Consider the following 13,184-nt stretch of genomic DNA (forward strand, 5'->3'; position numbering starts at 1 on the left):
CCTACGCTGACTTTTGTTCGATGCGCATCAGCATGTAGCGCGCAATCGCCAAAACGATGAAGGTGATGACGAAGAGGATGAGGCCGAGTTCGATCAGCGCCGACGTATAGAGGTCGCCGACCGCCTCGGTGAACTCATTGGCGATGGTCGCCGAAATCGTCGTGCCGGGCGCGAGCAGAGACCCGGAAATTTTATGCGCGTTGCCAATGACGAAAGTGACCGCCATCGTCTCGCCGAGCGCCCGACCGAGACCGAGCATGACGCCGCCGATCACGCCGACGCGCGTATAGGGCATCACCACATAGCGCATCACTTCCCAGGTCGTGCAGCCGATTCCGGTCGCCGCTTCCTTCAACACCGGCGGCACCGTCTCGAAAACGTCGCGGGAGATTGAAGCGACGAAGGGCAACACCATGATCGCGAGAATGAAGCCCGCCGTCAGCATGCCGATGCCGTAAGGCGGGCCGGCGAAAAGCGCCGAGAACACGGGAATGTCGCCAAAGGCCGCGATCAGCGCCGGCTGCACATGCGACTGCAGAAACGGAGCCAGCACGAAGAGGCCCCAAATGCCGTAGATGATCGACGGGATGCCGGCCAGGAGTTCGATCGCCGTGCCGATCGGCCGGCGCAGGATATAGGGGCAAAGCTCGGTGAGGAAGATGGCGATGCCGAGTCCGACGGGAACGGCGATCAGCATGGCGATGGCCGAGGTCATGATCGTGCCGTAGATCGCCGGAAGCGCGCCGAAATTTTCGGTGACCGGATTCCAGGACTGCGTCACGAGGAAGCCGAAACCGAAGGCCTTCATCGCCGGCCACGAGCCGTAGACGAGGGAAATAATGACGCCGCCCAGGATCACCAGGACGATGACGGCCGCGCCGCGCGTCGCCTCGCGGAACATCCGGTCGACAAGCGCCATCCTGCTCAGCGCACGCGATCGATCGGCGGTGGCTGACGGCGAGGCCGCCTGGTGCAAGACTACTTCCGACATTTCCGAATCCGCCTCCCCGCCAGCTGCGTTCGCGCTTCGCTGGCTCGGTTCGATCGAGAACATTCGCTCAACTCCCGGCGCCGTCCTGCTTGGATGGGCGCCCATGTTCCCAGACGGCCGCCCACGGCGGCCGTCCGAGTCTGTTGAAGCAAGCCTCGGCTCGCCGCGTCAAAGCGACGAGAGCGGCTTACCGTCGGTCCCTTTGACGCCGGTCCAGGTCTTCTTGATGAGCTCGACGACCGATTTCGGCATCGGAATATAGTCGAGTTCTTCAGCCATCTTGGCGCCATGAGCGAAGGCCCAGCCGAAGAACTTCATGGCTTCGCCCGCAGCCGCCTCATCCTTGGGCTCCTTGGGCAGAAGAATAAAGGTCGCGGCGGTGATCGGCCACGCCTTCGCGCCGGGCTCATTGGTCAGGATCTCATAGAATCCCTCAGCATGGGCCCAGTCGGCGCCCGCCGCGGCCGCCTGGAACGAGTCCATGCTCGGCGCGACAGCCTTGCCGTCCTTGTTGACCATCTTGGTATAGGTCAGCTTGTTCTGCTTGGCGTAGGCATATTCGACATAGCCGATCGCGCCCTTGGTGTTGGCGACATTGTTCGCCACGCCTTCATTGCCCTTGGCGCCGATGCCGACCGGCCATTCAACCGAAGTGTTCTCGCCCACTTTCGACTTCCAGTCGGGCGAAACCTTCGAGAGGTAATTGGTGAAGTTGAAGGTCGTTCCCGATCCATCGGAGCGATGGACGACGACGATCGGCTCCGACGAAAGCTTCGCCTTCGGATTGAGCTTCTTGATCGCCGGATCGTCCCATTTGACGATCTCGCCAAGGAAGATCTTGGCCACGGTATCGCCGTTGAGCGTGAGTTCGCCGCCCTTCACGCCAGCAAGATTGACGACCGGCACGATGCCGCCGATCACCTGGGGCCATTGAATGAGGCCGGCGGACTCGAGGTCTGCGGCCTTCAGCGGCTGGTCGGAGGCGCCGAAAGTGACCGTCCGCGCCTTGATCTGCTTGATGCCGCCGCCGGAGCCGATCGACTGGTAGTTCAGCCCGTTGCCGGTGTCTTTCTTATAGGCCTCGGCCCATTTGGCGTAGATCGGATAGGGGAAGGTGGCCCCAGCGCCGGAAATGTCCAGCGCGCTAGCCGCGCCGGCCATGACGGCGAGCGCCAGCGCTGCGCCAGCGCCGCGCCTGAAAATCTTCGAGATCATATGAAGGTCTCTTTCGCTCGAGAACAGACTAAGCGATGCGCGCCCCGCGTCATCGCGCGCCAGAAATTAGCGGCCCGACAATAGGTTTTTGTGACACAAAGATTACAGTTTTATGACATTTAAGTTATTTCAATATCAGAATCTTGTAAAGTGAATTAGCCGACCTCGCTTCCGGGCAGGATGACGCGAAACAGCGTCCCCTCGCCGAGCGCCGACTCGATCGCGAGCCGACCGCGATGTCGTAACACGATATGTTTGACGATAGCGAGTCCCAGACCGGTGCCGCCCTTGGCGCGGCTCTTGCCTGCGTCGACGCGATAGAAGCGCTCGGTCAGTCGCGGAATGTGCTCCGGCGCGACTCCGGGTCCGTAATCGCGCACCGACAGAACGACGAGCGCGCCCTTGCGGACAAGCGAAATGTCGATGGGCTTGCAGGCGCCGTGTTCGGCGCATCCATATTTCAGCGCGTTTTCGACGAGATTTTCGATGACGCGGGCCAGTTCGTCACGGTCGCCCGGCGCGACGACGTTCGGCTGGAGATCGAGATTGATGGCGACGCCCCTGTCCTCGGCCATCTGCGACAGCGTATCGACGATGTGAGCGACGAGCAGCGTCAGATCGACAGGCGTCGCCGGCCGAAGATGCATATGTTGCTCGATGCGCGACAGGGACAGAAGATCGTCGACCAGCCGCGCCATGCGCTGCGCCTGTTCGCGCATGATGGCAAGGAATTTGTCGCGCGTTTCGCTGTCCTCGCGCGCCGGGCCCTGCAGCGTCTCGACAAAGCCGAGCAGCGAGGCGAGCGGGGTTCGCAGCTCATGGCTGGCGTTCGCCACGAAGTCGACGCGCATGCGCTCGACGCGCCGCGACTCGGTGAGATCGCGCAGGCTCACGATGGCGGCGGGCTCGAAGCCTTCGATCTGCATCGGCGCGATATGGGCCTCGAACCAGCACTCCACCGGCAGGCGCTCGACCCAGACGGTTTTCTCGGCCTCGCCGCCCTCGAGCACGCGGGCGACGGCGTCGAGCATGTCGGGAGAGCGAAGACTGCGGGACAACGGCTCGTTCAGCCGAATCGCCGGCGCGAGGCTTTGCGCCGCAGCGTTCACGGCGACGACATGGGTTTCGGAGTCGATGACGAATATCGGCTCCGGAAGCGCATTGATCACCGGCGCCAGCAGATCCATCGCCTGATCGCGCCATTTGCGTTGCTGAGCCGATAGGGTCATGGCGACTGGCCCCGCGCTATTCAATTTGAGCGCTCCTCCAAAATGCGGGCGATCGCCTCGCGCAAGGTCGTCCAGCGGCGCGCGCCTTCGTCGGCGCCCAGAAGCGCAAGCGCGACGACAAACGGGATGAAGTAATAGACCATGCGAAACAAAAGCAACGACGCCAGAACGCTTTCCTGCGAAGCCGCCGGAATGGCGTGCAGCATGGTCGCTTCAAAGACGCCGATGCCGCCCGGCGCATGGCTGATCACGCCAAGAATGCAGGCGACGATATAGACCGCCACGAAGGGCACAAAGTCCAACGGAACGCCGACCGGAAGCAGCACATAGAGCGCGCCAGCGGCGCAACATAGATCGGCGACGCCAAGCGCGAACTGCGCCGCAGTCGGGACAAAACCGGGCAGATCAAGCGCGTGGCCGCGAAGCACGATGCTGCGGCGCTCGAAGGTCACCCAACCAAAATAATACAGCACGCCGCCAAGGATCAGCACGCCCGGAATGACGTGAAGAAGCGCTGGCGCGCCGTCGAGCGCGGATAGCGCGCTCGCGCCGTAAACGAAGCCTATGCCCATCATCAGCGTCATGCCGAGCCAGAAGGTGACGCCGGCGAACACGGTGATGTTGGCGACCTGCAACGCGCTCAGCGAGACGCGCGAGTAAATCCAATAGCGGACGGCCGCGCTGGTGATGATCGCAAATCCCAGATTGAAGGAAATCGCGTAGCTGGCGAAGGAGGCAAGGGCGGCCACTCTGTAGGGCGCATGCGCGCGCATGTGCCACAGCGCGACGACGTCATAGCCGGTTAGGAAAAGATAGGAGAGGGCGGAAAGCGCCAGCGCGGCGAGAATTTGCGTGGCGCTCGTCGCGCGAAAGGCGTTCAGCAGATCGGCGTAGCTCAGGTTCGAGAGCGTCGTTCCGAGAATATAAGCGGCGAGCGAAAAGACCGCGAGACTGGCCGCGACGCCCAGCGCGCTCAACGCGCCTTTGGGCAGCCGGTTGCGAAGGGTCTCAAAAAATCCTGCGTTTTCTCGTGGCCTCACGACCGGCAGCCCCGGCGTGGCGGCCTGCATCAGTTCGTTATCCTGCTGAGTCACGCTGCCCCCGCGCCAGCCGCCGCCAGGTTCTTGGAGCATTCAATCGACAAGCCTCGCAATCGTCATTTCGCTTGATGTTCGTTTTTCTCATCGCTTCTCGCCTTGTCCGGTTCAATCCCTCAATCATGTCATGGCGATGACTGGCAGGCGATGGCTGGACAGAGCGACAATCGGGAACGTTCGAGCCTTCAATGAGCTTGGCGTCGCACGCGCCGGCGTCAAGCCCTAACCGCCTTTGAACCCACGAATCTTGACTGACGAACGCGTGTTCTGGATGTACGCTTTCTAAATCGGGGTGAAACGCCGCCGAAAAAAGGGCTGTCATTGTTTACAGGACAGTCGTCAACCGATTGCCGGCCCTTTCAGTTCGACGACATTTCCTTCGGGATCCTTGATGTAGATCGACGGTCCCGGGCCCTCCGCGCCATAGCGTGAAGCGGTTTCGCCGGCCTCCACGTTGTGTGCGGCGAGGCGGCTGCGGATATCGCTCTCGTCGAAAGGGTCGACCCGGAAGCAGAAGTGATCAAGATTGCGTCCATCCCTACCCCGCGCGCCGCCGCCGGCGCGGCCGAGTTGGCCGTCGACTGGCGCGAGATCAAGCAGCGAGCGCCCCGCCCTGAGCTGCACGATGCCGAGGGCGTCGTTTCGCCGTTCGATCGCGCAGCCCAGCACGTCGCAATAGAATTTCAGCATCGCGTCGAGATCAACAACTCGAAGCACGAGATGATCGATTTCCCGGATCCGCATCTTGGCGCCTCCTTTCGAGTCGTCAGATGGGTCGATGCTCGCCGATCGCCGTAGAGAGTGTCAATCTTCGGCTTCGCGCCGCCGCTTGCTTCATCGCCGCAGCTTCTCCAAGGCCGAAACCGATCAGATCTCGACATGGAGCTTGCCGAGGAAGGCCGCTCGTTCGAAAGAATTTCGTACTCGGCATCACCGCCGTCGTTCGAGACAAGCCCCATGAAGACGCCCGCCTCGACATCAAGGCAAAAGGAAAGTGGCGGCGGGCTATTTTCCACCAAGCCCCAAAATATAGCTGGCAAGCGAGTCGATCTCTTCACGCCCGAGAATGAAGTTCGGCATGTTCCTGTGCGACGAGCGCAGGAACACTTTGAGCGACAATTCGGTCGTCGACGACATTTTGGCTACGTCGATGAATCGGGGCGCTTTCGGATCGGGGCTCTTGGCGTCAGCGGCGCGTCCGATTGCGTGGCACGACGCGCATTCGGACTTGGCGATTTTCTCGCCGGTCGACGGATCGGCGCTCGCGGCCATCGCCGGCGTCGCAATCAGGGCCAGGGCCAAGGGCACCGCAATCCTCATTCGATCACTCCTCGCCGTTGAGGTCTTCGGGACGCGGCTGCAACATGATGTTGTAGCCGGCGTCGACGAGATGGACCTCGCCGGTGACGCCCCCCGAAAGCTCGGACAAGAGATAGAGCGCCGAGCCGCCGATTTCATCCAGCGTGATCATTCGACGCAGCGGACAGTGCTTCTTTTGAAACGAACCCATCGCGCGCGCCCCAGTGATGCCGGCGCCGGCCATGGTGCGCACTGGACCGGGCGACAGCGCATTGACCCGAATGCCGCGATCGCCGAAATCGGCGGCGAGATAGCGCACCGATGAATCGAGCGCGGCTTTCGCGACGCCCATGACATTGTAATTCGGCATGACATGGGTGCCGCCGCCGAAACTCACCGTCAGCAGCGACCCGCCCTTCTTCATAAGCGAGGCGGCGCGGCGCGCGGCTTCGGTGAAGGAGAAGCAGGAAATCACCAGCGTGCGGATGAAATTCTCGCGTGAGGTGTTGGCGTAAAGCCCCTTCAATTCGCTCTTGTCGGAATAGGCGATGGAATGGACGAAAAAGTCCATTTCGCCCCAATCATATTCGAGACGGGCGAAGACCTCATCGACCGTCGCAACATCCTCGACGTCGCAAGGCAGAACAAGACTCGACCCAAGCCCCTGGGCGAGCGGCTTGACGCGCTTTGCGACCGCCTCGCCCTGATAGGTAAAGGCGAGCGTCGCGCCGTGGCGCGCAAGCACGCGCGCGATGCCATAGGCGATCGAATGATCATTGGCGACGCCCATGATGAGCCCGCGCTTACCCTGCATCAAATTGCTGGCGACCGTCATAGACAAACATTCCTCGGAAAGATGGCGCGCCCGCCAAGCATCGCAGTTATGCGACCGCAGGCGCGCGGCGCGCGTTACGCTGTTCTTGAGAGTTGACGCACTGCCGCGCGAGAAGAAGCAATCTTAAGTCATCAAGCGTCCGGATGCTTAAACACCAATGTCGCATTGGTGCCGCCGAAACCGAACGAATTCGACAGCACCGCGCCGAGCTTCACGTTGTCGCGCCGTTCGCGAAGGATCGGCATGTCGGCGAAATCCGGATCCAATTCTTCGATATTGGCGCTTTCGCAGATGAAGCCGTTCTGCATCATCAACAGCGAATAGATCGCCTCCTGCACGCCAGTCGCGCCAAGCGAATGGCCGGTGAGCGATTTCGTCGCCGCGATCGGCGGACATTTATCGCCGACGCCGAAGACTTCGCGCAACGCTTCAATTTCCTTGGCGTCGCCGACCGGCGTCGCGGTGGCGTGCGGATTGATGTAGTCGATCGGGCATTTCACCGTCGCCAGCGCCTGTTTCATGCAGCGCACCGCGCCTTCGCCCGACGGCGCGACCATGTCGTAACCATCCGAAGTCGCGCCATAGCCGGCGACTTCAGCGTAAATTTTCGCGCCCCGCGCCTTGGCGTGTTCGAGCTCTTCCAGCACCAGCACGCCTGCGCCGCCGGCGATGACGAAACCATCGCGATTCTTGTCATAGGCGCGCGAAGCCGTCGCCGGACGATCATTATAGGAGGACGACATCGCGCCCATGGCGTCGAAAAGGACCGACAGCTCCCACTCCAATTCCTCGCAGCCGCCGGCGAAGATCATGTCCTGCTTGCCGTACTGAATCAGCTCATAGGCGTTGCCGATGCAATGGTTCGAGGTGGCGCAGGCCGATGAGATCGAATAGTTGACGCCCTTGATCTTGAACCAGACGGCGAGCGTCGCCGAGGCGGTCGAGGACATGCATTTCGGCACGGCGAAGGGGCCGACGCGCTTGGGTCCTTTGGTGCGGGTGATGTCCGCCGCCTCGACGAGCGTATGGGTCGAGGGGCCGCCCGACCCCATGATGATGCCGGTGCGCTCGTTCGAGACGTCGTCTTCGGAAAGGCGTGCGTCGGCGATCGCCTGATCCATGGCGACATGGTTCCAGGCGGTGCCGGCAGCGTGGAAGCGCATCGCCCGGCGATCGACGACTTCGCTCGCGTCGAGGGTCGGCATGCCATGCACCTGCGAGCGAAAGCCGAGTTCGGCGTATTTTTCCGCGCGCACAATGCCGGATTTCGCTTCGCGCAGCGAGGCCACGACCTCCTGCGTGGTGTTGCCGATCGAGGACACGATGCCCATGCCGGTGACGACGACTCGTCTCATTGCTCCAACTCCTCCGGCGCCGGGTCCATGTTCGCCGTCGCCTCCGTTAGCGTTCAGGCCGCCGTCGCCTCTTTGGCGAGGCAGACCTTGAGGTCCTTGGCCTCGTATATGCGCTCGCCATCCGCCGCGACCCAGCCGTCGGCCAACCCGATCACGAGCTTGCCGGTGCGCAGGCGCGTGAAGTCGACGCCATAGGTGACGAGCTTGGTATGCGGTCGCACCTGGCCGGAGAATTTCACCTCGCCGACGCCGAGCGCCATGCCGCGCCCCGGATTGTCGAGCCAGGCCAGATAGAACCCGACCATCTGCCACAGCGCGTCAAGACCAAGGCAGCCAGGCATCACGGGATTGCCCTTAAAATGGCAGTCGAAGAACCAAAGGCTCGGTTTGATGTCGAGTTCGGCCCTCATGTAGCCTTTGCCATGCTCGCCGCCCTCTTCGAAAATTTCCGTGATGCGGTCGAACATCAGCATCGGCGGCAACGGCAGCTGGGCGTTTCCCGGGCCGAACAGCTTCTCCTCGCCGCACGCCAGTAAATCCTCGTAGCCGAATGAGGAGCGCCTCTCGCCCATATTTCCTTGTTCCTCGCATTTTGGGCTCTAAAGCCCATCCTCCCTGAGCGCCATCAGGCGCGCCCTTATTTTTTCGGCACCGGCATGGGCGCCGCTCTTAGGCGAAGCGATCCGTAACATAGCCTCGCGCGGGCCGAAAGCGTCGTGGCGAAGCCGATGCAACGGCCGAGCGGCGTTGAATTTTCCGCCATTGTCCCTATGATGCCAAAGGAAAAACGACCGCAGAAGGCCGCGAATGGATGCCGACCAAACTCTGATCGCTCCGCCCCGAGAGGTTCCACGCAGGCCGGTCGCCGAACTGCTGGCGGACGCCGGGCTGCGACCGACGCGGCAGCGGCTGGCGCTCGGCGAACTGCTGTTCGGTCAGGGCGGCGACCGTCACGTAACGGCGGAGCGACTCTATGAGGAGGCGCTCGCGGCCGATCTCTCAGTCTCGCTCGCCACAGTATACAACGCGCTCCACCAGTTCACCCAGGCGGGCCTGCTGCGCGAAATCGCTGTCGACGGGGCGCGCGTGTATTTCGATACTAACACCGCGGACCACCATCACTTTCTGCTTGAAGACGACGGGGAGCTATACGATATAGCAGGGGCGAATATATCGGTCTCCGATCTTCCTCAGCCGCCGGCGGGGCTGCGCGTCGCGCGCGTTGACGTCGTCGTGCGTCTGCGTCGCGCCTGAGGCGCTTTATTTTAGGAAAGGAAGCAAATTTCCAAGGAGTTCGGCGTAATTTCAGGGAGCGCCGACCTCGTCGAGAGTGGGGCGGGCGAAAATGTCGCGAACGGCGACGGAAATCGAAGCTGATCTGAGCTACGCGCAGCTCAAAGCGCTCGCGAACTCGATCCCGAACCTCGTCTGGATGGCCCGACCGGACGGCTGGAAATTCTGGTATAATCAGCGCTGGCATGAATACACTGGCACGACGCCCGAGGAGATGACGGGCTGGGGCTGGCAATCCGTCCATCACCCCGATGTGCTGCCCAAAGTGCTCGAGCGCTGGACGCATGCGCTCGAGCATGGCGAATTCTTTCAGATGATCTTTCCGCTGAGGGGCTCCGACGGCCTCTATCGGCCCTTCCTGACGCGCGTCGAACCATTGCGCGAGAATGGCGCGATCGTCGGCTGGTTCGGCACGAGCACTGACGTCACCGAACAGGAACGCGATCGCGAGCGGTTACAGCTTCTCGTTCAAGAGCTCAATCATCGCGTCAAGAACACGCTGGCGACCGTTCACTCGCTCGCTATTCATTCGCTGCGCGAACTCAGGCCCAATTCTGCGGAACTGTTCGAGAGGCGCCTGCTGGCGCTCGCCGCCGTGCATGACGTTCTCACGCGCGAAAATTGGGCGAAAGCGCAAGTCCACGAACTCGTGGGCACGGCGATTGCGCAGTCGGGCCATGAAAATTTTGAAATCTCCGGGCCCTCAGTCCACGTCAGCCCGCGCATCGCGTCGAGTCTCGCGATGACGCTGCACGAATTATGCGCCAACGGCGTCGTTCATGGATCCCTGTCAAAGCCCGGCGGACGGGTCGCCATCGATTGGACGCTTGAGTCCGACCGGAAGACGCCCCTGCTCCGTCTTGTCTGGCGCGAGCATGGCGGGGAGCCGATCTCGCCTCCGACCGAGAAGGGATTCGGCATGCGACTGATCGAGAAAACGCTTGCGTCCGACGCCGACGCTCGGGTCTCGGTCGAATTTCCGCCCGAAGGATTGCGTTGCGCGATGGACATTCCTCTCGGCGCGGAAGCGCTCAAATGAACGCCCCGCGGGTCTTGATCGTGGAAGACGACGCGGTCATCGCCATGGCGCTCGAAATGTTCCTCGAAGAGCTCGGCGCGCAGGTCGTCGCCGTCGCCGGCAATGTGCAGGACGCCTTGCAAAAGGCGACATGCGAAGACTTCGACCTCGCTTTTCTCGACATCAACCTCAATGGCCAGAAGGCGCATGTTCTCCCCAGCGTCCTGGAGCGCCGGCACAAGCCCTTCGCCTTCGTCACCGGCTATGGCGAGCAAGGCGTGCTCGGCGCGCACGCCGATGCGCCGGTGGTCGCCAAGCCCTTCAGTCGAGGCGCCATTTCGACGGCTCTCGAGAAACTCAAGGGCCGCCTGTCGGCGACACCGTCCGCGTGACTATTCGAATTTCTCGCCCGGATAGACGCCCCAGAGATTTTCCTGGTGCATGTAGCCGTCGAAACCCTTGCCGGCGATGCGACACCATTTGCCGTCACAGCCGCGCAAATTGCCGATGACGCCTGGGCCGAGCTTCGCCACCGGGGTCTGATGATCCTCGGCGACGAGCAGTTGCGGCTCCTTTTTCCATGGCGCGACCAGCGCGGTGCGCCGTCCCGACAGCAGCGAATGCAGCACCCAGCCCTCCGTGCCCTCGGAATCGCGAATCTTGCGCCAGGTTTCGAATTCGGCGGTGATCTCGACCGGCAGCGCAGCGCGTTCGTAGATCCACAGGGTCGGATGTTCCTTGCTCGGCCCCTCGCGCACATTCACGCGATCGGATTTGAGGCTGACATAGCGCGGCAACGGCAGACCGCTGACCGGGCCCTTTTGAGGCTCCAAAGCTTGCGCGTGCATTGCGCAACAAAACGCCGAGAGGATCGCCGCGGCGCATGCCGCCACGACGCCGCGCGGACGATATTGGAAATGTTTCGAAGCCCCTGTGAAAGCGGTCGAAATTGGCGCAAATTCTGCATTTATTCGCGTCATGGTGGACTGATCGCTCGCTTGTCTTTGGCCCGTCATCTGCTAGGAAGTCGGACGCGTCCGCTAGAGGGGACGTATTGGTTTTGTCGCTGACCGCCGTTAAGACCCGGTTGAAGCCGGCGGAACTCGCCGGCGCCTTTTCATCCGCCGCCGCTAAGCGGCGAAGATCATCGTCGCAATCGCAGAAACGCTGCTGCAACACAACATAAACGCGGAGGCGGACCAGGGATATGCCGAAAAAGAAGCCGCTCGTTGTCGTGTCGCGCCGGCTGCCCGAGGTGATCGAAACCCGCATGTGCGAGCTGTTCGATACGCGCCTCAATGAAAGCGACAAGCCGCTCACTCATGAGGAACTCGTCGAGGCCATGCGCACCGCCGACGTGCTGGTGCCCACCATCACCGATCGCATCGACTCTCATCTCATCGCTCAGGCCGGCGAGCAAATGAAGCTCATCGCCAATTTCGGCAATGGCGTCGATAACATCGACGTCGCCTCGGCGCTCGACCGCTCGATTACCGTCACCAACACGCCCGGCGTTCTGACCGAAGATACGGCCGACATGACGATGGCGCTGATTCTTTCGGTGGCGCGCCGTCTCGTCGAAGGCGCGAACGCGATTCCGGACGGCTCCTGGCCGGGCTGGTCGCCGACCTGGATGCTCGGCCATCGGATCACCGGCAAGAGATTGGGCATCGTCGGCATGGGCAGGATCGGCCAGGCTCTCGCGCGGCGGGCGAAAAGCTTCGGCCTGTCGATCCACTACCACAACCGCCGACGGCTCGGCGCCGAAATCGAGGAGCAGTTGGAGGCGACCTACTGGGAGTCGCTCGATCAGATGCTGGCGCGCGTGGATATCGTGTCGATCCACTGCCCGCACACGCCAGCGACCTATCATCTCCTCTCCGCGCGCCGACTTTCGCATCTGCGTCCTCACGCCATCATGGTCAATACCGCACGCGGCGAGATCGTCGACGAGAACGCCCTTGTGCGCATGCTGGAAGCCGACGAGATGGCCGGCGCGGGCCTCGACGTCTTCGAACATGAGCCCGCCGTCTCGCCGAAATTGTTGAAGCTCGCCAAGGCTGGAAAGGTGACGCTTCTGCCCCATATGGGCTCCGCGACCATAGAAGGCCGTATCGATATGGGCGAGAAGGTGATTATCAATATCAAAACCTTCATGGACGGCCACCGCCCGCCTGACCGCGTCCTGCCAAGCATGCTATAAGGCGCCGTTGCGCGGCGCGCTGGAGGCGGCCGCGGCCGGCCGCCTGACAGGAGGATGATTGACGCGATGAACAGGATTTTGCTCGCCTTAGCCGCCTCGCTCTGCGCCATTGCGCTCGCCGCCGCGCCGGCCGACGCCAAGAGCCGCGCAAAGCCGCCACAGGGGACGGAACAGCCGAAGGACGAAGACAAGGAGACCGGCGGCATTCCCCGCTATCAGCCGTTCCCGCACAACCAAAATTTCGTGCTCAAGGAGATCAATGGCAAAGCGCCGCCGGTCGAAATGTGGATATCGATCGACTCGACGGGCCGCGCCAACGGCTTCTCCGGCTGCAAGAACTGGTCGGGCATTTTTGTCATCGGCCCCAACCGGCTCGGACCACGCACCATGCCGGCGGTCAATGAACGCAAATGCGAAGGCCCGCTCGCGGCCTTCGAACGGGATTATTGGGCGGTCCTGCTCTCCGGACCTTATTGGGACACGAAGGGCGACGACCTGATTTTGAAGGGCGCGCAAGGCGGCGTGCTGCGTTTCCAGCGCTCGCTGTAATACGACATCCGCTTAAACTGCTTGGTTGTCATTCCCGACGCGCGAAGCGCGATCGGGAATCCAGGGCAAGACCAGCATTCTTGGGTTGGCTTTAGATTCC

At 62.1% G+C, this 13,184-nt stretch carries 15 protein-coding genes; 5 read left to right on the forward strand and 10 right to left on the reverse strand.

The features are described from left to right. Nucleotide 1: 1 nt before the first annotated feature. The 9 genes from pstC to fabA all read right to left on the reverse strand — a co-directional run bounded on the left by pstC (nucleotide 2) and on the right by fabA (nucleotide 8,593). Entirely contained in the window at nucleotides 2-991 is a 990-nt protein-coding gene (gene pstC / locus AB7I51_RS00705; protein WP_428402576.1) for a phosphate ABC transporter permease subunit PstC, read from the reverse strand. Nucleotides 992-1,159: 168 nt separating this feature from the next. Then, complete coding sequence (pstS, locus tag AB7I51_RS00710) at nucleotides 1,160-2,206, reverse strand: phosphate ABC transporter substrate-binding protein PstS (protein ID WP_428402575.1); 1,047 nt, start codon at nucleotides 2,204-2,206, stop codon at nucleotides 1,160-1,162. A 155-nt stretch (nucleotides 2,207-2,361) separates the two neighbouring features. Further along, complete coding sequence (locus tag AB7I51_RS00715; protein WP_428402574.1) at nucleotides 2,362-3,435, reverse strand: ATP-binding protein; 1,074 nt, start codon at nucleotides 3,433-3,435, stop codon at nucleotides 2,362-2,364. Nucleotides 3,436-3,455: 20 nt separating this feature from the next. Further along, a complete protein-coding gene (locus AB7I51_RS00720) occupies nucleotides 3,456-4,568 on the reverse strand; it encodes a lysylphosphatidylglycerol synthase domain-containing protein (RefSeq protein ID WP_428402573.1) in 1,113 nt (370 codons plus the stop codon). A gap of 303 nt (nucleotides 4,569-4,871) precedes the next feature. Further along, a complete protein-coding gene (locus tag AB7I51_RS00725; protein ID WP_428402572.1) occupies nucleotides 4,872-5,276 on the reverse strand; it encodes a VOC family protein in 405 nt (134 codons plus the stop codon). 261 nt (nucleotides 5,277-5,537) lie between these two features. After that, nucleotides 5,538-5,852: a c-type cytochrome gene (locus tag AB7I51_RS00730; RefSeq protein WP_428402571.1), complete on the reverse strand. Its 315-nt coding sequence runs from the start codon at nucleotides 5,850-5,852 to the stop codon at nucleotides 5,538-5,540. Between the two features lie 4 nt (nucleotides 5,853-5,856). Beyond that, nucleotides 5,857-6,666 carry an enoyl-ACP reductase FabI gene (fabI, locus tag AB7I51_RS00735; RefSeq protein WP_428402570.1) on the reverse strand — a complete coding sequence of 270 codons (810 nt, stop codon included), beginning with the start codon at nucleotides 6,664-6,666 and terminating at the stop codon, nucleotides 5,857-5,859. A gap of 131 nt (nucleotides 6,667-6,797) precedes the next feature. Further along, nucleotides 6,798-8,021, reverse strand: coding sequence for a beta-ketoacyl-ACP synthase I (gene fabB, locus AB7I51_RS00740; RefSeq protein ID WP_428402569.1), 1,224 nt, complete (start codon nucleotides 8,019-8,021; stop codon nucleotides 6,798-6,800). A gap of 53 nt (nucleotides 8,022-8,074) precedes the next feature. Beyond that, nucleotides 8,075-8,593, reverse strand: a complete 519-nt coding sequence (fabA, locus tag AB7I51_RS00745; RefSeq protein ID WP_428402568.1) for a 3-hydroxyacyl-[acyl-carrier-protein] dehydratase FabA — start codon at nucleotides 8,591-8,593, stop codon at nucleotides 8,075-8,077. Nucleotides 8,594-8,828: 235 nt separating this feature from the next. Here fabA and irrA point away from each other — a divergent pair, with 235 nt between their 5' ends. The 3 genes from irrA (at nucleotide 8,829) to AB7I51_RS00760 (ending at nucleotide 10,724) form a co-directional block, all read left to right on the forward strand. Next, on the forward strand, nucleotides 8,829-9,275 hold the full coding sequence (gene irrA, locus AB7I51_RS00750; RefSeq protein WP_428402567.1) for an iron response transcriptional regulator IrrA: 447 nt from the start codon (nucleotides 8,829-8,831) through the stop codon (nucleotides 9,273-9,275). Between the two features lie 91 nt (nucleotides 9,276-9,366). Continuing rightward, a complete protein-coding gene (locus AB7I51_RS00755; protein WP_428402566.1) occupies nucleotides 9,367-10,353 on the forward strand; it encodes a sensor histidine kinase in 987 nt (328 codons plus the stop codon). Next, the gene (locus AB7I51_RS00760) at nucleotides 10,350-10,724 is read left to right on the forward strand and encodes a response regulator (protein ID WP_428402565.1); all 375 of its coding nucleotides are present in this window, start codon (nucleotides 10,350-10,352) and stop codon (nucleotides 10,722-10,724) included. Before AB7I51_RS00755 ends, AB7I51_RS00760 begins: the two co-directional genes overlap by 4 nt. Here the strand turns inward: AB7I51_RS00760 and AB7I51_RS00765 are convergent, their stop codons facing one another. After that, nucleotides 10,725-11,180, reverse strand: coding sequence for an SH3 domain-containing protein (locus AB7I51_RS00765; protein ID WP_428402564.1), 456 nt, complete (start codon nucleotides 11,178-11,180; stop codon nucleotides 10,725-10,727). 359 nt (nucleotides 11,181-11,539) lie between these two features. Between AB7I51_RS00765 and AB7I51_RS00770 the strand changes: the two genes are divergently transcribed. Both AB7I51_RS00770 and AB7I51_RS00775 read left to right on the forward strand, forming a co-directional pair. Next, nucleotides 11,540-12,535 (forward strand): 2-hydroxyacid dehydrogenase, encoded by a 996-nt coding sequence (locus AB7I51_RS00770; RefSeq protein WP_428402563.1) that lies wholly within the window; start codon nucleotides 11,540-11,542, stop codon nucleotides 12,533-12,535. A 66-nt stretch (nucleotides 12,536-12,601) separates the two neighbouring features. Continuing rightward, nucleotides 12,602-13,084 (forward strand): META domain-containing protein, encoded by a 483-nt coding sequence (locus AB7I51_RS00775; RefSeq protein ID WP_428402562.1) that lies wholly within the window; start codon nucleotides 12,602-12,604, stop codon nucleotides 13,082-13,084. Nucleotides 13,085-13,184 lie beyond the last annotated feature (100 nt).

The sequence above is a fragment of the Methylocystis sp. genome, from assembly GCF_050246715.1.
Lineage (GTDB): Bacteria > Pseudomonadota > Alphaproteobacteria > Rhizobiales > Beijerinckiaceae > Methylocystis.